19 protein-coding genes are annotated in these 25,195 nt (G+C 46.3%); 5 read left to right on the top strand and 14 right to left on the bottom strand.

Features of this window, described 5'->3' with window-relative positions:
• The first annotated feature begins 446 nt into the window (after positions 1 to 446).
• On the top strand, positions 447 to 1,259 hold the full coding sequence (locus IEY09_RS13400; protein ID WP_188871431.1) for a hypothetical protein: 813 nt from the start codon (positions 447 to 449) through the stop codon (positions 1,257 to 1,259).
• A 283-nt stretch (positions 1,260 to 1,542) separates the two neighbouring features.
• On the opposite strand, the gene dnaJ is transcribed toward IEY09_RS13400, so the two are convergent.
• Complete coding sequence (gene dnaJ / locus IEY09_RS13405) at positions 1,543 to 2,676, bottom strand: molecular chaperone DnaJ (protein ID WP_047533953.1); 1,134 nt, start codon at positions 2,674 to 2,676, stop codon at positions 1,543 to 1,545.
• 109 nt (positions 2,677 to 2,785) lie between these two features.
• On the bottom strand, positions 2,786 to 4,705 hold the full coding sequence (gene dnaK, locus IEY09_RS13410; RefSeq protein WP_047533951.1) for a molecular chaperone DnaK: 1,920 nt from the start codon (positions 4,703 to 4,705) through the stop codon (positions 2,786 to 2,788).
• Positions 4,706 to 5,013: 308 nt separating this feature from the next.
• Here dnaK and IEY09_RS13415 point away from each other — a divergent pair, with 308 nt between their 5' ends.
• From IEY09_RS13415 to IEY09_RS13425, 3 genes are all read left to right on the top strand, one after another.
• The gene (locus IEY09_RS13415; RefSeq protein WP_047533950.1) at positions 5,014 to 5,934 is read left to right on the top strand and encodes a DMT family transporter; all 921 of its coding nucleotides are present in this window, start codon (positions 5,014 to 5,016) and stop codon (positions 5,932 to 5,934) included.
• Positions 5,935 to 6,057: 123 nt separating this feature from the next.
• Positions 6,058 to 6,534 (top strand): Cys-tRNA(Pro) deacylase, encoded by a 477-nt coding sequence (gene ybaK / locus IEY09_RS13420; RefSeq protein ID WP_047533948.1) that lies wholly within the window; start codon positions 6,058 to 6,060, stop codon positions 6,532 to 6,534.
• 110 nt (positions 6,535 to 6,644) lie between these two features.
• The gene (locus IEY09_RS13425) at positions 6,645 to 6,947 is read left to right on the top strand and encodes a hypothetical protein (RefSeq protein ID WP_037414983.1); all 303 of its coding nucleotides are present in this window, start codon (positions 6,645 to 6,647) and stop codon (positions 6,945 to 6,947) included.
• A gap of 57 nt (positions 6,948 to 7,004) precedes the next feature.
• Here the strand turns inward: IEY09_RS13425 and IEY09_RS13430 are convergent, their stop codons facing one another.
• The 5 genes from IEY09_RS13430 to IEY09_RS13450 form a co-directional block, all read right to left on the bottom strand.
• A complete protein-coding gene (locus IEY09_RS13430; protein ID WP_188871433.1) occupies positions 7,005 to 8,282 on the bottom strand; it encodes a glutamate-5-semialdehyde dehydrogenase in 1,278 nt (425 codons plus the stop codon).
• Between the two features lie 12 nt (positions 8,283 to 8,294).
• Complete coding sequence (gene proB, locus IEY09_RS13435) at positions 8,295 to 9,413, bottom strand: glutamate 5-kinase (RefSeq protein WP_188871435.1); 1,119 nt, start codon at positions 9,411 to 9,413, stop codon at positions 8,295 to 8,297.
• Between the two features lie 177 nt (positions 9,414 to 9,590).
• Positions 9,591 to 10,880, bottom strand: a complete 1,290-nt coding sequence (locus IEY09_RS13440; RefSeq protein ID WP_037414991.1) for an NCS2 family permease — start codon at positions 10,878 to 10,880, stop codon at positions 9,591 to 9,593.
• Positions 10,881 to 11,288: 408 nt separating this feature from the next.
• Positions 11,289 to 13,463 carry a TonB-dependent siderophore receptor gene (locus tag IEY09_RS13445; protein ID WP_188871437.1) on the bottom strand — a complete coding sequence of 725 codons (2,175 nt, stop codon included), beginning with the start codon at positions 13,461 to 13,463 and terminating at the stop codon, positions 11,289 to 11,291.
• A 919-nt stretch (positions 13,464 to 14,382) separates the two neighbouring features.
• Positions 14,383 to 15,921 carry a M17 family metallopeptidase gene (locus IEY09_RS13450; protein ID WP_188871439.1) on the bottom strand — a complete coding sequence of 513 codons (1,539 nt, stop codon included), beginning with the start codon at positions 15,919 to 15,921 and terminating at the stop codon, positions 14,383 to 14,385.
• Positions 15,922 to 16,139: 218 nt separating this feature from the next.
• Between IEY09_RS13450 and IEY09_RS13455 the strand changes: the two genes are divergently transcribed.
• Complete coding sequence (locus IEY09_RS13455; protein WP_188871441.1) at positions 16,140 to 17,603, top strand: aminoacyl-histidine dipeptidase; 1,464 nt, start codon at positions 16,140 to 16,142, stop codon at positions 17,601 to 17,603.
• 169 nt (positions 17,604 to 17,772) lie between these two features.
• Here IEY09_RS13455 and dinB read toward each other — a convergent pair whose 3' ends face one another.
• The 7 genes from dinB to nqrF form a co-directional block, all read right to left on the bottom strand.
• Complete coding sequence (dinB, locus tag IEY09_RS13460) at positions 17,773 to 18,852, bottom strand: DNA polymerase IV (RefSeq protein WP_188871443.1); 1,080 nt, start codon at positions 18,850 to 18,852, stop codon at positions 17,773 to 17,775.
• Between the two features lie 172 nt (positions 18,853 to 19,024).
• The gene (locus IEY09_RS13465) at positions 19,025 to 21,028 is read right to left on the bottom strand and encodes a methyl-accepting chemotaxis protein (protein ID WP_188871445.1); all 2,004 of its coding nucleotides are present in this window, start codon (positions 21,026 to 21,028) and stop codon (positions 19,025 to 19,027) included.
• Positions 21,029 to 21,327: 299 nt separating this feature from the next.
• A complete protein-coding gene (gene bfr / locus IEY09_RS13470) occupies positions 21,328 to 21,795 on the bottom strand; it encodes a bacterioferritin (RefSeq protein ID WP_011071356.1) in 468 nt (155 codons plus the stop codon).
• Positions 21,796 to 21,804: 9 nt separating this feature from the next.
• Positions 21,805 to 22,278 (bottom strand): bacterioferritin, encoded by a 474-nt coding sequence (bfr, locus tag IEY09_RS13475; protein ID WP_099456871.1) that lies wholly within the window; start codon positions 22,276 to 22,278, stop codon positions 21,805 to 21,807.
• Positions 22,279 to 22,516: 238 nt separating this feature from the next.
• Positions 22,517 to 22,741 (bottom strand): (Na+)-NQR maturation NqrM, encoded by a 225-nt coding sequence (gene nqrM, locus IEY09_RS13480; protein WP_011071354.1) that lies wholly within the window; start codon positions 22,739 to 22,741, stop codon positions 22,517 to 22,519.
• 11 nt (positions 22,742 to 22,752) lie between these two features.
• Positions 22,753 to 23,811 carry an FAD:protein FMN transferase gene (locus IEY09_RS13485; protein WP_037415060.1) on the bottom strand — a complete coding sequence of 353 codons (1,059 nt, stop codon included), beginning with the start codon at positions 23,809 to 23,811 and terminating at the stop codon, positions 22,753 to 22,755.
• A 98-nt stretch (positions 23,812 to 23,909) separates the two neighbouring features.
• Positions 23,910 to 25,166, bottom strand: a complete 1,257-nt coding sequence (nqrF, locus tag IEY09_RS13490) for an NADH:ubiquinone reductase (Na(+)-transporting) subunit F (protein ID WP_037427058.1) — start codon at positions 25,164 to 25,166, stop codon at positions 23,910 to 23,912.
• Positions 25,167 to 25,195: the final 29 nt, after the last annotated feature.

Genomic DNA, 25,195 nt, shown 5'->3' on the forward strand with positions numbered 1-25,195 from the left:
TATCTAAACCGATTGTAGTAATCTTCATAGGTGGACCCGTCCTCTTTCTGATGAGTTTTAGCGACTACATCGTGGCCCATTGCGAGGCCGATTTAAAGTGGATGGGTCCATTCCATTATCCATGACCGGACTCACGCAATTTATTCCAACGCCATTCAGCAACTTCGCAGGGGAAGGTGAACACCCGTGATTGCAGCGTTAGCCATTAATCCCAAAAGAGTTCAGCCAGTCCAATCTTTGCACTTAAATATGGGCTGTTGCAGAAAAAATTTAAAACAAGCATTTCTCTTCTTTAGGTTTAACGCACAACCTCAGTTTGATTTGGCATTAAAGAATAATAAAATCTCTTTACATTCAATAGATAGGAAATATAGCATTATATTAATCAATAAGTTAAACGGTAGGCTTTATCGAGTATGCCGTTCAATAAGCGGTTAGGCTCATATATGGAATTAGATATAACCTTTGCCTGTAAATGCAGTGCGTTTCTTGATGAAGTTGTGTATTGCGATGGCCCAGATATTTCAGCCGCTACTGACGAAGAAAGTCTTCGCGAGTATTGGAAAACATTTATTTGTGATGGTTGTGGCCAAGAATATGATGCTCATATAGTATCCAAGATGTCAGAAACAAACGTTTTTATACCTAATATTATTGATTTAACATTTGATATTCTTGACCACTTAGAACAGGAAGAAGTCACCGCAGAAATTGAAAGTACGCAACAGCTCGATATATATAGAAAGGTTTCTGCTGACGTCATTGCACTGCTTCGTTACCCGCATCACCAAGAGCATAAAGCAACCCTCAATAACATGCTTTTCGCACAAGTAGTAACAGCAATTGAAGCCTATCTCGCAAGCTCCTTCATCTCAACAGTTGTTAATTCCGACCAACTAATCAGAAGGTTAGTAGAAACGGATCCTGAGCTTGCAAAGAGGCAGTTTTCATTGAAGGAAATTTTCACACAATGGGAAGACCTTAAATTCCTAGTTGCACGCTACCTCAAAGACCTTATCTTTCATGATATAAAGAAAATAAAGCCGATGTACTTTTCTGTGCTAGACATTGATTTTGGTAATGTCGCATGGCTTTTCAAGGCAATCCTCATTAGACATGATTGCATACATAGAAATGGCTTCGATAAAGATGGAAATCAGCATCAAATTGAGTCAGATACAATCATCGAATTAGTAAAGCAGTGTACGCATCTTGTTTCTCAGATTGAGGAGCACCTGAGTGCTAGGAAAGAAGTCTAACTAAAAGACCGGACAGGCATAACATTTATCAGGTATACGCAGGACTTAAAAGGAATTAAGCACTGTCATGGAAGTGACCGTTGACGGCATGGATGCCGTCGTCGAGCCCTCAGGGATGAGTTCATGGCGAGTCACTGAAATGACAGTGCTTAATTGATTGCAGCGGACAGAGTTTGAAATTTGAGCATGCAATCAAGCATAAAAAAGCCCCGCTAGTGCTAAACACTGCGAGGCTTTATTTATCTAGTGCGCAGCTAACATAACAGCTGCGCCACCCACCTAATTAGCTATTTAGGTCTTGGAAAAACTTCTTCACGCCATCGAAAAAGCCTTCAGCTTTTGGGCTGTGCTTCTTTGATTCGCCGGTTAATGTCGCTTCAAACTCGCGCAGTAGTTCTTTCTGACGCTCGTTTAGATTGACTGGCGTTTCCATCACCACTTTGCAGAGCAAGTCGCCAACGGCATGGCTGCGAACCGATTTAACCCCTTTGCCACGTAAACGGAACATACGGCCCGTTTGAGTTTCGGCTGGGATCTTCAGGCTGACTTTGCCATCCAGTGTTGGCACTTCAATCTCACCACCGAGCGCCGCTTTACTGAATGAAATTGGCACTTCGCAGTAGAGGTTGTTGCCATCACGAACAAAGATGGCATGTTCACGCACACTGACCTGAACGTATAAATCGCCCGCTGGGGCGCCAAACTCGCCCGCTTCACCTTCACCCGCTAAACGAATACGGTCGCCAGTGTCGACACCTGCTGGGATCTTAACTGACAATGTCTTCGTTTTTTCGACACGGCCATCGCCATGGCACTTAGTACAAGGATCTTTAATGATCTTGCCGCGACCATGGCAGGTTGGACAAGGCTGTTGCACGGTAAAGAAACCCTGGCGCATTTGCACTTGGCCTTGACCATGACAGGTTGTACAGGTGGTCGCCGACGTGCCTTTTTTCGCACCGCTGCCGTCACACACATCACAGCTGGCTAAGGTTGGAATACGCAGTTCTTTGGTGAGGCCTTTTACGGCTTCTTCCAGTGATAACTCTAGGTTGTAACGTAAATCTGAGCCGCGGGCTGCTTGGCGTTGACCGCCACGACGTCCACCGCCGAAAATATCGCCAAAGACATCACCGAAAATATCACCGAAATCTCCCGCGCCGCCGTAGCCACCACCACCGCCGCGATTGGGATCCACACCCGCATGACCAAATTGGTCATAGGCCGCTTTTTTGTTAGCATCGGTAAGGATTTCGTAGGCTTCTTTGACTTCTTTGAAGCTCGCTTCGGCAGTTTTATCGCCAGGGTTGCGGTCGGGGTGAAACTTCATCGCCAAACGCTTGTAGGCTTTTTTAATTTCACGTTCGCTGGCGTCACGACCAACGCCTAATACTTCGTAATAATCTCGCTTTGACATAATCTCATGCTTCTCAGCTTAAGTTGAACGAACGGGCGTTAGGGTTTCCCCGTAACGCCCGCCTAGAAATTAACTATTTGAAATCAATCAATTTGATTGAAAGCAAATGTTATTTCTTGTCGTCTTTCACTTCTTCAAATTCAGCATCGACAACGTCATCGGCAGTCGCGTTAGACTGTTTAGCAGCACCTTCTTGTGCGCCACCTTGAGTTTGAGCTTTAGCCTGAGCGATTTCCATCAGCTTAGCAGACGCTTCAATCAGCGCTTGAGTCGCTTTTTCAATGGCTTCTTTGTCGTTGCCTTTTACAGCAGTTTCAACCGCGCTCATTGCCGCTTCAATCTTAGCTTTGTCTTCGCTTGGCAGTGCATCGCCCGCTTCTTCAACTTGTTTCTTAGTTGCGTGAACTAAGCCGTCAGCTTGGTTGCGAGATTGCACTAACTCTTCAAACTTCTTGTCTTCTTCAGCGTGGGCTTCAGCATCACGTACCATTTGCGCCACTTCTTCTTCGCTTAAGCCTGAAGAAGCTTTGATGGTGATGTTTTGTTTCTTACCGGTTTTCTTGTCGGTGGCAGAAACATGCAGAATACCGTCAGCGTCGATATCGAACATCACTTCGATTTGTGGCATGCCACGTGGTGCTGGCTCAATACCGTCTAAGTTAAATTGACCTAATGACTTGTTCGCGCTCGCTTGCTTACGCTCACCTTGCAGTACGTGAATGGTTACTGCACTTTGGTTGTCATCGGCTGTTGAGAACACTTGCTGTGCCTTAGTCGGAATAGTAGTGTTTTTCTCAATCAGCTTGGTCATTACGCTGCCCATGGTTTCGATACCCAGAGACAGTGGTGTTACGTCTAACAGCAGAACGTCTTTCACGTCGCCTGACAGTACGCCCGCTTGAATCGCAGCACCTACGGCTACGGCTTCGTCTGGGTTTACGTCTTTACGAGGTTCTTTACCGAAGAAGTTAGAAACCGCTTCTTGAACCTTAGGCATACGGGTTTGACCGCCCACTAAAATCACTTCGTTAATGTCTGATACTGATAAGTCAGCGTCAGCCAGTGCCACTTTTAATGGCTCTAAGGTACGAATGATTAAGTCTTCAACCAGTGACTCTAACTTAGCACGGGTGATTTTCACCACTAAGTGCTTAGGACCTGTTGCATCGGCAGTGATGTATGGCAGGTTCACTTCAGTTTGGTTGGTGCTTGAAAGCTCAATCTTCGCCTTTTCAGCCGCTTCTTTCAGACGTTGCATTGCTAATGGATCTTTACGCAGATCTAAGCCTTGCTCTTTCTTGAATTCGTCAGCTAAGTAGTTGATTAAACGGTTGTCAAAGTCTTCACCACCTAAGTGAGTGTCACCGTTAGTCGCTAATACTTCGAAGGTTTGGTCGCCGTCGTTGCTGTCGATTTCGATGATAGAGATATCGAATGTACCACCACCTAAGTCGTACACTGCAACGATGTTGTCGCCTTGCTTCTTGTCGATACCGTAGGCCAGAGCAGCAGCCGTTGGTTCGTTGATAATACGTTTAACTTCAAGACCTGCGATGCGGCCAGCATCTTTAGTGGCTTGACGTTGTGAATCGTTAAAGTATGCAGGAACGGTAATTACCGCTTCTGTCACTTCTTCACCTAAGAAGTCTTCTGCTGTTTTCTTCATCTTTTTCAAGATTTCAGCAGAAACTTGTGGTGGAGCCATTTTGTTGCCACGTGATTCAACCCAAGCATCACCGTTGTCGGCTTGGATGATTTTGAATGGCATGATGTTCACGTCACGTTGAACTTCGTCATCTTTAAAGCGACGACCGATCAAACGCTTGATCGCGAAGAATGTGTTATTTGGGTTTGTTACAGCTTGGCGTTTTGCTGGCTGGCCCACAATAGTCTCATCGTCGGTGTAGGCGATGATAGACGGGGTTGTGCGATCGCCTTCAGCATTTTCTAATACGCGTGCTTTGCCACCATCGAGGACAGCTACACAAGAGTTTGTTGTGCCTAAGTCGATACCAATAATTTTACCCATGAGGTCCTCCGAAAAATTTCTGTCAAACTAAATTAATAAGTTGGTTTTGATATGGGGCCGGACGCATTTTTTTCAAGTCCACGGTGCCTATTAACTATCATCACCGCTGGCCACTTTCTTTGCCTTAACACCTATATTGGGACAGGGAATTTAATTACAAGGGCCATACAAAAAATTTTCTGATTTATCTTTTCGAAAAACTCAGCTGTATAAAATATTCAAAACGGTAAAATCCGCTTGCATATCAACAATAGCTGTTATTCAATCTGCGCACATTGAGTGGCGGTTTAAGTGCATAAGGTAAGAGTGTGAAATCTTCAAATTTGGCGTATGTGTACGGCATGGGTGCGGTATTCCTCTGGTCGACGGTGGCAACCGCCTTTAAAATTGCCCTTGGATTTTACACACCACTACAACTGGTATTTGTGGCGGTACTCACCTCTATCGTCGCTCTAGGCGCCATTCTCGCTTGGCAAAAAAAGCTACCGCTACTTAAAGCGCAGCTGTTGCGTCGCCCGACTTTTTATCTGATCACTGGGCTGATTAATCCCTTTCTTTATTATGTGGTGCTGTTTAAAGCCTATTCACTATTACCCGCCCAGCAGGCACTGTCACTTAATTACACGTGGGCGGTATTGCTACCGCTGTTAGCTGCGCCACTGCTAAAACAACATTTGCGTAAGAGCGATATGATTGCGGCACTGATTGCCTACTCTGGGGTATTTATTATTGCCACCGGCGGCGATATCAGCGGTTTTCGCTTCGATAGCCCCCTTGGCATTGGGCTGGCGCTGACTAGCACCCTGCTCTGGTGCCTATATTGGATTGTGAACACCAAAGATCAAGGCGACCCCGTCGTCAGCCTACTGTTGAGCTTTTTAATCGGTTTACCCTTTATTACCATCACGCTGTTACTTACCGATACGCTCCCTAGCTTTAGCATTAAAGCCGTAATGGCGGGGATGTATGTCGGCTTATTTGAAATGGGGATTACCTTTGTACTCTGGTTAATGGCGCTTAAAACTGCGACTCGTACCGCCAATATCAGCACCTTAGTATTTTTATCGCCGGTGATGTCCATTGGTTTTATTGCTTGGATTTTGCAAGAAACCATCGCCACCGCAACCTACATTGGCCTAGGCTTTATTTTAAGCGGCATGATGTTGCAGCAATTATTCCCGCGCTATCTGGAGCGCAAAACCAAACTCAATACCAAACTTGCGGACTAAGCAACGGATAAGGTGCCTTACTCGGGTATAGATAATTTATGCCCGAGCTAACATTTTAAACGCCAATAAAGAGCTACTATGGCGGACTTTTATTGCCCCAGAAATTGACGCAAGGAGTAAAGCATGACACCTGCCGTACAAATGGCAAAGAAAGCCAAAATCCCCTTTGAAATCTTAGAATACAGCCACGACCCACACTGCGCCGCCTACGGCGAAGAAGCCGCCAATGTGTTAGGCCTCGCTCCCGCGCAGGTATTTAAAACCTTACTGGTCGCGATCGATAAAGCTCATCCGCCGCTTGCAGTTGCGCTCGTTCCAGTTGATCATCAACTCAATTTAAAAGCCGTAGCCAAATGTTTAGGCCAGAAAAAACTGCAAATGGCCGATGCGGATTTAGCGCAAAAGTCTTCCGGCTATTTGGTTGGAGGGATCAGCCCGTTAGCGCAAAAGAAGCAACTGCCAACGCTGATTGATGAAAGTGCGAAGCAATTTGACAAAATCTATGTCAGTGCTGGTCGCCGTGGGCTTGAGATATGTCTCGCTGCAAATGACTTAGCGAAGTTGTGCCGCGGATCATTTGCCGATATTAAAACCCTATAACTTAAACTCGGTCTAGAAAATTCTTTTACACGCTATCCATAAAATCATTGAAAAGCCCCCCTTAACCGTCTATAAATTAAACAATCGGTTAAGTGACTAAGGATAGTCATATGGAAAAATCAACCCATTGGAATCAAGAAGATGGCATAACCCCTATCGGTTGGGTTGCCATGCTGGTGTGTATCGCCCTTTTTATCTACGAGCATTTTTGGGGGAATGGTTTTACCACCATGGTTGTGATGCTCTATTGCAGTTTTTTACTTCCGTCGGTATTACTGACTCGCAAAGTGCAAGAGAAGTATTTTCTCTATACCTTGGAATATATCCGGCCCTTTCGAAAATTCACCACAGTGATGTCAATCGCTTTTGTATGTTTATGGCTGATTGCCACCTATACCCCACTTATCCACTAAGATAAAGATTTACCACTAAAAAGCCGCTTTCAGCGGCTTTTTAGTGTACCAATCAGGCTATGAACGACTCGTATAATCGCCCCACGCTAACCACTTATAGGTGGTTAGCGCCTCAAGCCCCATTGGACCACGGGCATGGAGCTTTTGCGTACTTACAGCCACCTCGGCACCTAGGCCAAATTGGCCGCCATCGGTAAAGCGGGTACTGGCATTTACATACACAGCGGCCGAATTAACCTCATTCATAAAATACGTTGCAGCATGGATATCATCGGTCAGAATCGCCTCAGAGTGCCCACTGGAATAGGTACGGATATGGGCAATTGCTGCATCAATATCACTCACCACTTTAATGCCTAAGGTCAAAGATAACCATTCGGTCGCAAAGCTTTGCTCCGTTGCCGGGGAAATATCAAACCCCAACCCATCGAGCAGTGTATAGCTTTGTTCGCACACCGAAAAACGCACACCTAAACGATGTAAGTATTCGGCAATTTGTGGCACAAAGCGCTCGGCAACAGCGTTATCCACCAGCAAGGTATCCAGAGCGTTGCATACCGTTGGGCGCTGCACTTTTGCGTTGGCAATCACCTCAAGAGCCCGCTCAAGATCGGCATGTTTATCGACATACAGATGGCAGATCCCAATGCCACCTAAAATCACCGGAATTGTAGCTTGCTCGGCACAAAGGCGCTGTAAGGCTTGCCCGCCACGGGGAACAATCATATCGACATATTGGTCGAGCTTGAGTAGCCCTGTGACTAAGGCCCTATCGGAAGAATCAATCAATTGCACCGCATCGACAGGCAACCCTTGGCTTGCAATCGCTCCACGGATCACTTCACTAATCAGTTTGTTGGATTCGAGAGTCTCTTTTCCGCCACGTAAAATCACCGTATTACCGGTTTTAAGTGCCAACACCGCAATATCGACCGTCACATTCGGCCGTGCCTCATAGATAACCCCAATCACGCCAAGCGGTACGCGGCGGCGCGTGAGCCTTAAGCCATTGTCCAACACTCGGCTACCGAACTCTTCGCCAACGGGATCGGCAAGGCGAACCACATCGCTAATGTCACCGATAATCCCCGCTAGGCGCGACTCGGTTAGTAATAGACGGTCGATCATCGCATCACTCAAGCCATCAGCCTTTGCGGCTACAACGTCTTTGGCGTTCGCCGCAAGAATAGCCTGAGTGTTCTGCGTCAGGGCCTCGGCAATCACCTCGAGTAAATCCGCTTTCTGTGCGGCGCTAAGATTTGCTAAGGCATAGCTGGCTTGCTTAGCTTGACTACCCAGTTGTTGTAAATATTGCGCTTGATTAGTTTGACTCAAAACAGACCTCGCTTATAAGACGACCATGTCGTTGCGGTGCACTATTGCGTCACCATAATCGTAACCGAGTACAGACTCGATTTCGTCGGAATGTTTACCCGCAATCAACCCTAGCGCCTCACCACAGTAACGGGTTATGCCTCTGGCAATAATTTTGCCATTTTGGTCAACTAATTGCAGAGTTGCACCCCGTTCAAACTCTCCTTTGACGCCAATAATGCCCTTAGATAACAGGCTACGACCTTTTTCGGTCACTGCTTTAACCGCCCCAGCATCGAGTACCAGTGAACCTTGGGCCGCAGGCCCCGCTAAAATCCACTGTTTGCGGCTTTCTAATGGGTTTTCGATGGCGCTAAAATGGGTGCCAATGGATTCTTTGGCAACAACTTTCTTAATCACATCAGGATGATGACCTGAGGCAATCACCACTTCAATTCCCGCGCGGCGAGCTATATCGGCCGCTTCGAGCTTAGTCGACATCCCCCCGGTGCCTAACCCCGAGACCGAACCACCCGCTAACAGGCGCAAACTGTCATCAATTTTCTCAACCTGCGAAATCAGTTTGGCATTGGGATTGGTGCGTGGATCGGCATCGAATAAGCCCTTTTGATCCGTCAACAAAATCAACAGATCAGCATCACACAGCAATGCTGCGCGCGCTGACAAGTTGTCGTTGTCACCCACTTTGATTTCGTTAGTTGCAACCGCATCATTTTCATTGATGATGGGGATAATATTGTGTGCCAGCAAGGCATTAAGCGTATCGCGGGCATTCAAATAGCGCTCTCTATCGTGTAGGTCTGCACGGGTCAGCAGCAATTGCCCCACATGCAAACCGTAGATGCTAAAGAGTTGCGCCCAAGCAAGAATAAGCTGACTCTGCCCGACAGCGGCTAATAACTGTTTGTTAGCCATAGTATCGGGCAATACCGGGTATTGGAGATGTTCGCGTCCTGCGGCAATTGCCCCAGAAGTACATAATACGACTTCGACCCCTGATCTCATCAGTGCGGCCATTTGACGAGCAAGCTCAACCATATGGGCTTTATCTAGCTGTTTACTGCCAGAAGTCAGCACACTCGTCCCCAACTTCACCACCACGCGGCGATACGCTATCTCACTTAAGTTCATTATTCATTTGTAGAAAATAACCGGACAATCCTTATACCTAATCCGCTAGATAATTGGTAGTCAGAGGGCTGGATGCGGGTAGAAATTTTCAATTCTGCTTGGGATCGCGCATTAAAAAGGGCCATCGATTAGATGACCCTCAAAAAATATCCCTTAAACGGCAACTCGTTCTAAGTATCAGCCGTAAATAAATTTCGCAATAAACATCGCAGCGAGCACCAGCACACCGATATTTAAATCGCTAAACCGACCCGTTAACAGTTTGATGGCCGCATAGGAAATAATTCCCAGTGCAATCCCCGTCGCAATCGAGAAGGTCAGCGGCATCAGGATACACACTACGACTACTGGCGCAGCCTCAGTTAAGTCTTCCCATTCAACGTGAACCAACCCTGACATCATCAGAATAGCCACATAGAACAGCGTACCTGCCGTGGCATAGGCGGGGATCATCCCTGCTAAAGGCGATAAAAATAATGCCAAGATAAACAGCAAACCAACCACGACCGCCGTTAAGCCAGTTCGACCGCCCGCACTCACCCCAGCGGTACTTTCGATATAACTGGTGGTGGTAGAAGTCCCTAAGGCTGCACCTGCAATCGTCGCTAAACTGTCAGCGGTTAAGGCACGATTTAATCGAGGTAAACGGCCCTTTTCATCGAGAAAGCCACCACGCTGAGCAACCGCAACCAAGGTGCCTGAAGTATCAAATAAATCCACAAATAAGAAGGCAAACACCACTGAGAGCATCGTTACTTCAAACACTTGGGATAAATCCATCGCCATAAACGTGGGCGCAATTGAAGGCGGCATAGAGACGATGCCGTTGTAATGTACATCGCCAAATACCAATCCAAGCCCAGTAATGATCAGGATACTTAAAATCACCGCTGACTTCATGCCACGCTGCACCATAGCGATAATGAGGAAGAAGCCCAATACAGCCATCACCGCCGGAAACGCAGTAATATCGCCCATGGTCACTAATGTTGCAGGGCTTGCCACCACAATACCTGCACTCTTAAGGCCGATCAGCGCTAAGAACAGACCAATACCCGCAGCAATACCAATACGCAGCGACATAGGAATACTGTTAACAATCCACTCGCGAATACGCACTAAAGATAGGATCAGAAAGCAGATCCCCGATAAGAAAACCGCACCGAGTGCCGTTTCCCAGCTGTAGCCCATCTCACCCACCACAGTGTAGGTAAAAAAGGCATTGAGTCCCATACCTGGGGCGAGCGCGATAGGATAATTCGCCATCAGCCCCATCACGATACAACCTACGGCCGCAGCTAAACAGGTAGCCACAAACACGGCGCCATGATCCATACCCGCATCGGCTAACATCATGGGATTCACAAAAATGATGTAGGCCATCGTCATAAATGTTGTCAAACCTGCTATCGCTTCCTGCTTGAGGCTCGTTTGATTTTGTTTCAGTTTGAACAGCTTTTCTAACATGGAACTGGGTTCCTTTTATTTTTAAGTAGGTAGGGTCTAAAAATGTAAACACTATGTAGCAGTGTTTTTCGCAGGGGATTATAGGGAGTTTGTGCTGGTCAGGCCAGAAAATTGATAGGGATTTTATTGATAGAAATCGCTAAACAGAACAAAAAACCACCGCACTTAATTTATATTAAAGCTCACTATAAATAGGGATTAGCATACCAGTCTTGATCTAGGAAAACTCAAACGTCGTTCAGGATTAACAGAACATTGTTTTTAAAGCGAAATAATCACAAAACAGTACAATGGTTTTCCCATACAGGCATATTAGGCTGCATCTGCGCAGCCAATGGGATTGAAGTCGATAGCAAAAAGCCAGCGCCCTTAAGGGCACCGGCTTTTTGAGTTCAACGGGAAAAATGCTTAAAAGCGATAGTTAAAGCTGACGGTAAAGTTACGTGGAGCACCGTAGTGATACACACTGTAAGCTTCTGGCAAATAATTAGAGGTTGACATATAAGCGTAATATTTCTCATCCAGCAAATTCTCTACGTTAAACTGCAAATCCATGTTTTCAGCCAGATCGTAGCGCGCCATTAGATTCACCAAAGAATAGGCATCCTGCGTGATAGTGACATTGCCACCTGTAGAATAACTGTCACTTTGCCAATTCACCCCACCACCTATGGTTAACTCAGGCAATAAGTCCACAAATTGATAGGTGGTAAACAGTTTAAATTGCTTCTGCGGACTGGTAGTTGCGACTCGCTTACCCTCTGCATCTTCGGCATTAAATTGCGAGTAACCCGCAGAGATATTCCAGCCATCGGCAGGCTCACCAACGACTTCTAACTCAAAACCCTTACTCTTAGTGCCTTGTGCAGCCTCATAGTAATTCACGGGTTGACCACCGATAACAATCGTTCCGGCTAAGGTTGCCAAGTTATCTTGGTCAATTTGGAACAAGGCCACTGTGGTATGTAAGCGATCGTCAAGATAGGAACTCTTCAAACCTAATTCGTAGGCTTTGCCCTCTAATGGGTCTAAGTATTCTTGATTGGCATCGAAATAATTCTGCGGATTAAAAATCCCGGTATAGCTGGCGTAAATCCGGTGCTCTTTATTGATATCGTATAAAGCGCCAACATAGGGCACAAACACACCATCATCGCCAAAGTTAGTATCGGTACCATAGCTCACGCCTTCACGGTTCCAGCTTGAAATACGTCCACCGGCAATCAGTTTAAAATCATCGGTAATGGTCAAGCGGGTCGCCGCGTAGAAACCTTTTTGCTCGGTATCCATATTGAGCTGACGGTTCGCGTTGCTCGACCATTCAGGCTCAGCAAACTGATTTTGTTGCCATTCGTAGAAGTTATCGACCACTTGTGAGTCCCAACCCGTCATATTGTCACGGATAGGCTCATAGGTATCAGCGTAGGATTTTTGCTTACTATACAAAGCCCCCGTCACAAACTCATGGGTTTGACCAAAGAGGTCATAGTCGCCCTTAAGCTGCACATCAAAGTTATTCGAGTTACTTTCACCATGGCTGTGATAACGCTGACCACTAAGCCCCGCCCCCGTGTCTTTATCGAGTAAACCCGACATGTAAATCATCTTAGTGGTGGTTTCGTATTCCATGCGGTTGTAGTTAGCCACCAATTGCCAGCCATTGCTAAAGTAATGATTTAGGTTAGCAAAGTAGTTAATGTTTTTAGTTTCCCAGCGGCTCCAATCGGCGGCTGTAGTGGTCGATGTATCCCAATCTGTGGCAGAACCATCGCTAAAGACGGCGGGCAACGCGCCCCACATCGCCCCTTTAGGATCGTTGTGGTTATAGCTACCACCGACACGCAGTAAAGTGTTGGCGGTGATATCGCTATCGACAACACCATAGAGAATGGTTTTACGGTCTTGATATAGATCTTGATAGGAATCGCTATTCACATACTTAGCGACCAAACGGCCACGCACACTGCCGTCGTCATTCAGACCATTAGACACATCCGCGGTGACTTGTTTTTTATCCCAACTTCCAGTTGCGACATCCACATAACCTTTAAGATCAGAACTGTCAGCATGCTTACGCACTAAGTTAATCGAGGCAGAAGGATCGCCAGCGCCGGTTAATAATCCGGTAGCACCACGAACGACTTCAACGCGCTCGTAGATAGACACATCTGATACCGTTTCGCCAGCATCGCCGCCTAAACTCCAAGATAAAGGCACGCCATCAATTTGATAATTTTGCACGGTAAAACCGCGGGCCGAAAAACCGTTACGCACATTGTCGGTTTTTGAAGATGATAAACCCACAGTGTTGTTGACCACATCGACCACAGTATTTAACGCCTGATCTTCAATTCGATCTGCCGTCATGATGCTGACCGACTGAGGCGTTTCTCGTAATGTGAGTCCTAGACCTGTCGCGGTATCAATATTGCGACTCACAGTGTATTTACCCATCACTGTGATTTTTTCGATATTTTGATCTTGTGCCTCTGTTTTAGAAGAGGTTTGTTCTTCGGCCATCAATACCAAAGGATTCAAAGCTAGGGTTACTGCAGCAGCAAGTGGAAGTAGATTAAAACGCATAGTCGTTCAGCAAGTTTCGTCAAGGCGCGCATACGGTAACACCATTGATAACGATTTGCATTTGTATTTATGTGGCAAATGTAACAAATTCATCATTCTTAAGTCGTACAAAAAGATGAATAGATTAATGACAAGGTTTTATGTTTTAAAAACAACTAATTAAATTAACTATTGCGAAGAGTACTCATCGCAAGATGGCCGCAAAAAATTTTACGTTTATGGGAAGGAATGAGAGTCATTGCGTCATAACGACAGAAAAAAGCTAAAAAAAAGCCTGCTCAATGAGCAGGCAAGACATGTTTCAAGCGTCCCTTTCGGGGAAGTACATTACCGCGCTAGCGGGAAAAACCTGGCATACCCATGCAAAAACACCGATATGCTACTTGAGTCTAAACACGCCCAAAAAAGGCGATACAAAGGTTGATGGATGATGGAAACTAGATTTAAAGGGATAGTTAGCCCTTAAAGCTCATAGCGAATAAACCGCCACGCAAAACATCAGTGTTAAACCAAGTATTTTGCCAATAAAAATGGTTGTTGCCTGTATAAGACATAGTCAATTACTCCTAAGTAAAGTTGAGATTAAGTACTCTAGTAAAGCTTGGCTCGGTTCCTTGGAACTAGAGATTCTCAAATCCGTTGAGACGACTTGTCACTCGGGTCCTTGGAGAAGGGTATCCATCCTGGATAGACTAGAGGGGAAAGGCTTAATGCCCTGTCCACGAAAACCATTATATGTTTTCGTAGTTTTATTACAAGCTTTTTTTGTATTTATTTTGATTAAGGCTTTTTAATGTAATTAAATTACACAAACTATCAAAAATATTGGCGACCTGCATCACATAAAAACAGAAATAACCCTGTAACCACCTAATAAATAAGATATTACAGAATTATTTCTATTTGTTACGTTATTTCGTTAACGATTGATCAGATATTGATACAAACTAACCAAGGGGCTGGCTGTGGGTTTACCGTAGAGCGGATCGCCCTCAGTTGCACTGCCAGCAATATCTAAGTGTGTATAAGCTAAAGGAATAGCGGCATTAACACCGTGTTCAAACAGACCTGACGCCTTAAGTAGAAAGGCTGCAGGATATTGATGCCCGCGGGCAGTTACTGAAGACGGCGCATTGTTTGAAGATAAAATATCAGCCGCCCCAGACACTTCGCGGATCTTGGCAAAATCCTCACGGCGTAATGTGGAAACCTCAAAGGGTTCGCCCCAGTGGCTCGCTTGTGACGCAAGTGTCTGCGCGCACAGTGCACCACTGGCGACCGCATTTTCAACCGCCGCGGGATAATTACCGTAGCAGCGCACCACATGTCCCGTGAGCGTCGCAACCGAAAACAGCTCAGGCTTAACAGCCGTTACCGCTTTAATACGCAGATGACTGAGCAAATCAGCCAGCACTAAACGACCTTCAGCGTCGGTATTACCAATGCGTACCCGCACGCCCCCATGGCTGGTGATAATTTCATCGGTGACAAAGGCTTCGCTGCCAATGCTATTACGAACTAAACCCAGTTCGGCAATCACCCGGATCCCTTTAGGCTTAAGCATAGACAAGGTTTTAAATAACCCAGCAACAGCAGCGGCGCCGCCTTTATCGCGGCTCATGCCTGCCATTGCGCCGCCGACTTTCAGATCGGCACCGCCCGTATCGTAGACCACGCCTTTGCCAGCAAATAAGAAGGTACGAGTAATCTCACCTTCGGGCAGATATTCGAGTTTCACCACCCGCGGTTGATGCCGACCAACCGCAAAGGAAGAACGCGCCACCGCACTTAACAGCGGATAATCTCGCTCGAGAATATCCCGATCTTCCACCACTGCGGTTTTAATCACACTGCCTTTAAAGGCTTGCAAACAATATTCAGCAAAGGCCTTCGCCGACATACGCTCAGGTTCAGTGCCACATAAATCCCGCGCTAATACGCGGCCTGCTTCTAATGCGTTGAGCAAATGACTCTTTTCAGATGATAACGACAATAAACCTATCGCTTCAAAGGCCGGCGTTAAGCCTGTCGCCTCACGTAACTCTAAGGTTTGCCATAATTCTTGACCACAGGCCAACGCCGCGACTTCGGTCGCAAAACCAAACTTAGGGGTTGCTGATGGAACAACATAAAGCAGCGGACGCTTAGCCCCCGCGTCTTTGGCGATAGCAATCGCGGCTCTTGCCGCATCGCCATAAATACGCACATCGGCATAATCATCAGTCACTTGAGTGACGGGCGCTATGATTAAACGGCCACCGGCTAAACCGGGGGCAAACAGTAACGTCGGGCTCTTACCAACCCGCTTATCGACCTTAGCACCGTGCTCGGCCAACAAACTGATCTCATCAATTCCGATAGAAACGAGATCAGGTGTGACCACCACAACCGCATCCCAACCTTCGCCATCAAAAATGGAATTTTCTGCTTGTACATCAATAAAGTTAACTTGAAACATGACCCATCCTTTTTCATTATTGTGCCAGCATTATTCCCGCTATAACGCTTAATTACCAATCAAAAAATCGCTTTGCCACTATCGAAAATACAGAGGGTGGCAACTTTCGCTGCCACAAACGCACACGGAGTTATCGAGATGATTAATCGCCCGAGCAGAATGTGTTAGGATTAGCCAAAATTTGCCCCATACCCACAAGACCTGATGAGGGACCTTCTGTGACAGCGTTAAGTCAGTTATACCCACAGCCTTTATGGCAATGGTTCGAACAAATCTGTGCGATTCCCCACCCTTCCAAATATGAACAAGCACTCAGCCAACACATCCAAGCCTGGGCTAAGAGTAAGCAACTCGATGTCGTGGAAGATGCTGTCGGTAATTTAATCATTCGCAAACCCGCAACGGCCGGAATGGAAGATCGCAAAGTCGTCGTGATCCAAGCCCATATCGATATGGTGCCGCAAAAGAATGCCGACAAAGTGCATGACTTTACCAAAGATCCTATCGAAGCCTATGTTGACGGTGACTGGGTAAAAGCCAAAGGCACTACCTTAGGCGCCGACAATGGTATTGGCATGGCGTCGGCCTTAGCGATTTTAGGTAGCGACGACATCAAACACGGCCCACTCGAAGTACTGCTCACCATTGACGAAGAAGCGGGCATGACAGGCGCCTTCGGCCTGCAAGCGGGTATGCTGGATGCTGAAATCCTGATCAACACCGACTCAGAGCAAGAAGGTGAAATCTACATGGGCTGCGCTGGCGGCGTCGATGCCCAGATCACTCTACCTATGGTATGGCAAGCCTCGGAGCAAAGTTACGCATCATTTAGCCTGCATTTATCGGGCTTAAAAGGCGGTCACTCCGGGGTTAACATTCATTTAGGTCGTGGTAACGCCAACAAGCTTCTCGCGCGTTTTCTGTTTGAAAGTGCCGATGAGTTAGCCCTAGAGTTAACCCAATTTACCGGTGGTTCACTGCGCAATGCTATCCCCCGTGAAGCCAATATCAGCTTTATGTTACCTCCAGAAAATGTCGATGCACTGAATGAAAAAGTACGTGCTTTTGAAGCCTTAGTCCGCGCCGAGCTGGCAATTGCCGATCCAGACATGCGTTTAGTCTTGAGCGAAATCCCAACACCAAAACGCGTGATGAGCGAAAACAGCCAAAATACGCTGATCGACCTGCTGCATGTATGCCCTAATGGCGTGATGCGTATGAGCGATGAAGTCGTGGGCGTAACTGAAACCTCACTCAACGTTGGCGTGATTAGCACTAACGATGAAGAAGTTAGCATTCTGTGCTTAATTCGCTCGCTCATCGATTCAGGCCGCAGCCAAGTTGAAGGCATGCTCAATGCACTGACCAACCTCGCAGGCGCTGAAATTGAATTCAGTGGCGCTTACCCAGGTTGGAAGCCAGATAACAGCTCACCCGTAATGGCAATTGTGCGTAAAACCTACGAGTCTATCTACCATAAAGAACCAGTTATCATGGTGATCCACGCGGGTCTTGAATGCGGTCTGTTCAAGAAGCCTTATCCAGAAATGGACATGGTGTCGATTGGCCCTACCATCCGTTATCCGCACGGCCCAGATGAAATGGTCAATATCACCACCGTTGGTCAGTACTGGGATCTACTATTAGCCGTGCTAGAGCGCATTCCCGCTAAAGGTGAATAGTCGCTACAGATGAATAGTCACTAAGCAGACTTAAATGACAAAGGCCGCAGAGAGTTCACCAATGCGGTCTTTTTGTACCTTTTATTTATGCACTGCGTAAGGCTTATTATCGCGTTAACTAAGTTAGGTTTGATTAGCGCTGAGCGAGATCCGCCCAGTAAGATTGATATTAAAATACCAAATCCAACTGCTTAGTCTCGCGAGCCATGATTGGCTGAAGCGTATCTTTACTCTCGGCGAGTCCAACAGAAATCCCGAGTAATCGAATTCCACGGCCCTCTTGCCTTGCCATTGCTTGGCTCAGTAACTCATAAAACATCACTATGGATACCTCGTCACTGCGATGCTCGATTGTGGTCTGTTTAAAGTCACTGAATTTAAGCTTCACCACCTGCTTATGGATTTGTCGATCCTTGGCACTACGACTTAGGCGAGTTGATAACTCATGTATTAATCCCGGCATTACCTGCTGGCACTGCTCGAGGCTGTAAATATCCTGCGCCAACGTAGTTTCAATGCCGACGGATTTACGCTCGCGACTCACTGATAACCCACGCTCATCAATCCCATGGGATCTTTCAATTAATACAGCACCAAATTTGCCAAAACGAGTAATAAGGTCTTGTTTTGGGTAAGTTTGTATATCACCACAAGTATTTAACCCCAAAGAGGAAAGTTTTTCTGCGGTGACTTTCCCCACACCGGGGATCTTGCGTAGGGATAAAGTTTTAATAAACTCAGGAACCTTATCGGGCGAAATAACATACAAACCATTAGGTTTATTTAAGTCAGAGGCCACCTTGGCGAGGAATTTAACAGGAGCAACGCCAGCCGAAGCAGTAAGCCCTGTTTCGGCCAAAATATCATGGCGAATCGCTTCAGCAATCAGAGTTGCAGAGCCCTTAAACAGCTTGCAATCGCTAACATCTAAGTAGGCTTCATCGAGGGAGAGGGGTTCAATCAATTCAGTGTATCGAGAGAAGATAGCGCGAATTTGTTGCGATACATCCTTATAGACCTGCATTCGACCGGGGACAAGAATTAAGTCTGGGCACAGTTTAAGCGCATAAGCCGTTGCCATAGCGGAGCGCACACCAAATCGGCGCGCTTCGTAATTACAGGTGCTGATAACCCCTCGCCGCTCACGGCTCCCACCAACGGCCAGCGGTTTACCACGGTATTCGGGAAAGTCTCGCATTTCCACCGCAGCAAAGTAGCAATCCATATCAACATGAATGATTTTTCGCACAAAAGGTTCCTCCAACACTCAAAATACTGTATATAAAAACAGTAATCAAGTATCTAGGACATATTTACGCAGTCGCGAAGTTCAACTATCGACTCAAGCATCCTTATCCAAGCATAACATTCCCAAAAACCAAAGGAGCGCTAAGGCTCCTTTGGTTTTAAAACAACAGCGTTTAAATTTTAAATTGACCAATATTACGTGTCAGTTCTCGAGTTGCTTGCTCAAATCCTTGTAGACTTTGGGAGAGATCTTGGCTTGACAATAGGGATTGATCGGATAAACCACGCACGCTCACCACGTTTTGCGCCACTTCATCGGCAACCACTGCCTGCTGGCCTATCGCCACAGTAATTTCCACCGTTTGCTGCTGGATAGACGTAATCGCACTGGCGATGTCGCTGAGGGCTTGCTCGACTTGCGTGGTTAAGTCTTGCCCTACTCTTGCCTGCTCAACCCCTGATTCCATCACTTGTTCAGCCTGAAGCGCACTTTGTTGCAGGGTTTGGATAATGCCTTGAATATTGGCGGTAGAATCTTGGGTACGCAAAGCCAGCGTGCGCACTTCGTCAGCAACAACGGCGAAGCCTCGACCTTGATCACCCGCCCGCGCCGCCTCGATGGCCGCGTTCAATGCCAGCAAGTTAGTTTGGTCGGCAATATTGCGGATCACGCTCAAGACTTCACCAATTTGCTCTGAGCTGCTTCGTAGCCGCTTAATCACATTAGCCGCTTCGATGACTTGAACCGATAATGCCTTCATCCCTTCGGTCGCACGGGACACGATTTGCGTACCACCAAGGGCCTGAGTCTGTGCCTTTTCGGCAAAATCATTTGCGCGTTGAGCACTTATCGCCATTTCTTGGCTCGTCTGCGCCATTTGAGTTGCTGCCGTGGCGACAGAATCGATTTGTTGTTTTTGCGATGACACCGACGAGACAGCTAAATCACACACTTGGCGCGCATCCATCACTCCAGTGCCGACCTCTTGGGTTAAGCTACGGGTATGCAGCAACATTTGCTGAACCTTTTCAGCAAAACGATTGAAAGCATCACCCAGTTTACCTAGCTCATCTTCCCGTTCCATTAAAATGCGTTGGGATAAGTCACTGTCACCCTCGGCAATATCTTCCATCGCATCGAGTAATTTGCTGAGCTGGCGTCTAAAGGGCAATAACATCAACCAAACAGTAATCCCCACTAACAGCATGATCCCTAATGCAACAAAACAGGCAATCCAAAAGGCTTTGGTAACAGGCGCTTCAATTACTTCATGGGGCAACATAAAGGCTAAATGCCATTTCTGCTTAGGATAATCACCGCCTACAGTCACAAAGGTCACTCGCTGTGATACGCCATTAAAACTGACCTCGGCAAACCCCTGAGGCTCGCGCTGCATTTGTTGCATTAATGCTGTAAAACCGGAGGTATCTTTAAATTGGCTATCAACCTGATTAGTAAGTGAGCCCGGCGGGAATTTATCCGAGAATCCAGGGAAATACACAAGCTTACCTTCATCCGTCATCAGGAAGGCTTGGCCATAGTTGCGGTATTTAATCGGTGCTAACAGGTTTTTACCAATGGTATCGATCAGAATATCCATACCACCAATGCCAATAAGTTCGCCATTAGCACTATAGACTGGGGTTTTAACCGTTGCAGAAATAGAACCATCGTTGGCATCGACCGCAGGATCGCCTACAAACAGGCCACGTTGATCAATCGCCTCCTGCCACCAAGGACGCTTATTGGTGTAATAATCAGGATCGCCATCGAAACGGCCATTAAGGTCAAAATACTCAAAGGTGTTTGCCGAACCAAAGAATACTGATTTCACATCGCTATCACGGTCGGAAAACGAGCGAAAATAACGAATAATATCTTGATATTGCTGATCCTGCGCCAGATTACTGCCTCGAGCATGATACTGACTAAACCAGTTGATAAGCCCAGGCTCGGCAAATACCGAGTGGATTACTTGCCCCTTGGCAACAAAGTAACCACTGATCTCATTGGCTTTTAAGGCTACAAGTGCCGAAATGTCGGCATCCACCTGCTTACGTGTATTATTACTTTCTTTATTCACGAGCAAAGCGGCAACTAAAGTAAGCAGTACAGCGAGGGCACCGACGATAGTTACCACTAACTGCAAACTTAGAGAACGTTTTATATATCTCATTCATCTTCCCGTCTGGTTAACCAACCACTTAACATAAAAGCCTGCAAAAACAGCCTCACACGGTAACAATTTTTACCCGCCAACAACAGCCAAAATGATGAGAAAAAACGTAAACAAGTATTTGTAAAGAATAGACATTAATGAAATAACAGGAATCGCTAAACAATCCACCTCAAACAGAACATCTCATTACTACAGCGAATTTTTACAGAGTGTTAGACTAAATACTCAAAATCCCAAAACAAAGGCCAGTCATAAAATGACTGGCCTTTGTGCTTGAGCCGCGCAATCGGATATTGTTACATCTTAGTTTGCAGATAATTCGCTAAACCAATGCGGTCAATTAAACCGAGCTGTTTCTCTAACCAATACATATGGTCGGATTCGGTATCATCGAGTAGCACTTCTAAGATCTCACGGGTTTGATAATCTTTTTTCTGCTCACATAACGCGATGACTTTACGTAAATCATCGGCCACCTTGTATTCATAGGCGAGATCGTTACGCAGCATCTCTTCAACATTGGAGCCGATGTTGAGTGCTTCCCGCGCGGCCACATTTGGCACGCCTTCAAGGAATAAAATACGCTGTACTAATTTGGCCGCATGGCCTTTTTCATCATCCGACTCGTGGGCAATGCGCTCATAGAGTTCGTTTAGTCCCCAGTCTTCGTACATATGGGCATGCACAAAATACTGATCCATCGCCGATAACTCTCCGGTTAGGAGTCGATTTAACGCATCGATGACGTCTTTATCACCTTTCATATTCAGCTCCTATGACTCACTAATTTGCGATTGAAGATAGTTTTGAATGCCGGTTAAGCTAATCAGCTCCTGCTGTGCCTCGAGCCAATCTAAATGCTCTTCTTCATCTTCAAGAATATCTTCGAGCAGATCGCGACTCACATAATCCTGCTCAACTTCGCAGAGTGTAATGGCATCCCGCAACAGCGTTAGTTGTTCCTGCACCATGGCTAAATCGCAATCGAGCATCTCTTGAGTGTGCTCGCCAATACGCAGTTTTTCGAGCTGTTGTAGATTCGGTAATCCCTCTAAAAATAATACCCGCTCAATAAGCTTATCGGCGTGCTTCATATCTTGGATGGATTTCTTGTATTCGACGTGGTTTAGCTTCTCCAGCCCCCAATGCTTGAACATTCTGGCGTGGAGAAAATATTGATTAATGGCCGTTAACTCACAGGTAAGCACCCGATTGAGTTGTCCCACCACTTTTGGATGACCTTTCATAAGTTACGATCCTTGATATGAGTGAAAGATTGATCTAAATCAAGCTTCTAGCCTAGTACAGTTTTCAAGCTAACTCAAATTTTCTTTATTTTTCACAAACTTAAAGATAAAAAGCATTCTCATTATCGCTTAGATTAGCCTGCTATCCTCCTCATAAATCAAGGATTAATGTTAACGATGCTAAATTTGAGGCAAAAAAATAGCCTCCAGAGGAGGCTATTTTAGTTGAAGCGGATAATTAAATGATCCGGTCTTTGGTTAACTTCGCTCGGCGCGCTTCTTCAGCGGCCATACGACGCTTACGCTTGTCGCAGGGATCATCACAATCGCAGGCTTTTTCAATCCCTAATACACCTAAACCGCCACAGCTTCCTTCCACGGCTTTGCGCTTGATGAGATAACCTATCGACATAAGCAAAAAGAACAGTAATAAAATCACAAATGCCGCGATAAAAGTGCTCATGTTAACTCCAACTACTTAAGGAAAGGCTTGAAGGCGTCACTGTAGTAGACTTTAAATCCTTCGCCTTGCTTTTCTATTAGCATTATCGCCAAGTGTTCTTTCTTGGCAAGCTCCAATGACGCTTCTGTGCCTAAAACCATCATCGCCGTCGCAAAACCATCGGCCGTCATACATTCTTTATGCAAAACGGTCACAGATGCTAACTTATGATTGATAGGCAAACCGGTACGCGGATCGATTATATGGGTAAAACGTTGACCTTCTTCCTCATAATAATTGCGGTAATCCCCCGACGTCGCCATGGCCATAGTGCCCGGTTCTATCACCTGCTGTACCGCCATGCCCTCATCGGTCGGCTTCTCTATGGCGACACGCCACGAACTGCCATCGCCTTTGGTGCCTTTAATGCTCAGCTCGCCACCAATTTCAACTAAGTAACCCGTTGCGTGATATTTATCTAAAATAGTAGCCACTTTATCAACGCCAAAGCCCTTGGCGATAGATGACAAATCCACGTACAAATGGGCGTTATGCTTGCTTAAGCGATTGCCTTCGATAGAAAGCTCACTGATACCCGTTTTAGCCTTAGCTGCATCAATCTCGGCTTGAGTCGGCACTTTGGTTGGGCGCTTATCGGGGCCAAATCCCCATAAGTTCACCAGCGGCCCTAAGGTAATGTCTAAGGCTTTGTCTGTCACGTGATACAAACGCATGCCTTCTTTAACCACTTTGACAGTATCCGGCGACACTTCGACACTTTGCTCAAGCGGTAACTGGTTGAAACGGGACAATTCTGAATTAGGTCGATAGGTCGACATCTGGTTATTGACTTGCTCTAGGGCTAAGTCAATTTCGGCCTGCAATAGCTGGGCCGTGGGCATTTGCTCATTAGGAACCACTTTAATGTGGTAGGTCGTGCCCATTGTGCTGCCCGCAAGGGAGATAACCTCATCCTGTTTGCTACAGGCTGAAATAAAAAAGGCTAGACCTACAAGGACCAGCCAGTTCACTGAATGCTTTAACACTGAGGTTTTTAACACAGGGGTTTTTAACGCTAGGGTTTTAAACATAGTGACTAACAACTCTTTTGGATGCCCTTTAATGCAAAAGTTGCAGATGAGAGCTTTACTCCACATCTGCAACTCTTCTCACCTTGGGCTAATTCACATTAGCCGCCGAAGTCATCCAACAGGATGTTTTCGTCTTCGACACCAAGATTTTTCAACATACCGATCACGGCCGCGTTCATCATTGGAGGTCCACACATGTAGAACTCACAATCTTCTGGCGCTTCATGGTCTTTCAGGTAGTTTTCATACAATACGTTATGGATGAAACCTGTGTAACCATCCCAGTTGTCCTCAGGTTGAGGATCGGACAGGGCCACATGCCATACGAAGTTGTCGTTTTCAGCCGCTAAGCCGTCAAAGTCTTCCACGTAGAACATTTCACGCTTAGAACGTGCACCGTACCAGAAGCTCATCTTACGCTTAGACTTCAGACGCTTCAGTTGGTCGAAAATGTGTGAACGCATTGGTGCCATACCCGCACCACCACCGATAAACACCATTTCTGCATTGGTATCTTTCGCGAAGAATTCACCGAATGGACCAGAAATAGTCACTTTATCGCCAGCCTTTAGGCTCCAAATGTAAGATGACATCTTACCGCATGGTAAGCTCAAGTTACGTGGAGGTGGCGTTGCGATACGCACGTTTAACATGATGATGCCGAACTCTTCTGGGTAGTTAGCCATTGAGTAAGCACGGATCGTTTCTTCGTCAACTTTAGATTCAAGATTGAAGAAACCAAAGTGCTCCCAGTCACCACGGTATTTTGCTGGTACGTCGAAATCAGCATATTTAACATGGTGTGCTGGCGCTTCGATCTGGATGTAACCACCCGCACGGAACGGAACAGATTCACCATCAGGAATTTGCAGCTTCAGTTCTTTAATGAAGGTCGCCTTGTTATCGTTAGAGATAACAGTACATTCCCACTTCTTGATACCGAAGATTTCTTCGTCAAGCTCGATTTCCATGTCGTTCTTAACGTTCACCTGGCAAGACAGACGACAACCTTTACGGGCGTCACCCTTGCTGATGTGGTCCAATTCTGTTGGCAGAATATCACCGCCGCCTGACTTAACCACTACGCGACATTGGCCACAAGAACCACCGCCACCACAGGCGCTCGACACGAAGATACCGTTGTTCGCCAGCACGCCTAATAGCTTGCCACCAGCACCGGTTGTAATCGCTTTTTCAGGATCGTCGTTGATGCCGATCGTGATGTCACCGCTAGACACTAGCTTAGATTTAGCAAATAAAATCACTAACACTAAGACTAGGACGATAGCAGTAAACATACTCACACCGAGGTAAACCTCAAGCGGAGTAGATTTAAAAATACCAAGAATATCCATTAACTTATCCTTAGAAGGTCCAATTCAAG

Source organism: Shewanella xiamenensis (assembly GCF_014647135.1).
GTDB lineage: Bacteria > Pseudomonadota > Gammaproteobacteria > Enterobacterales > Shewanellaceae > Shewanella > Shewanella xiamenensis.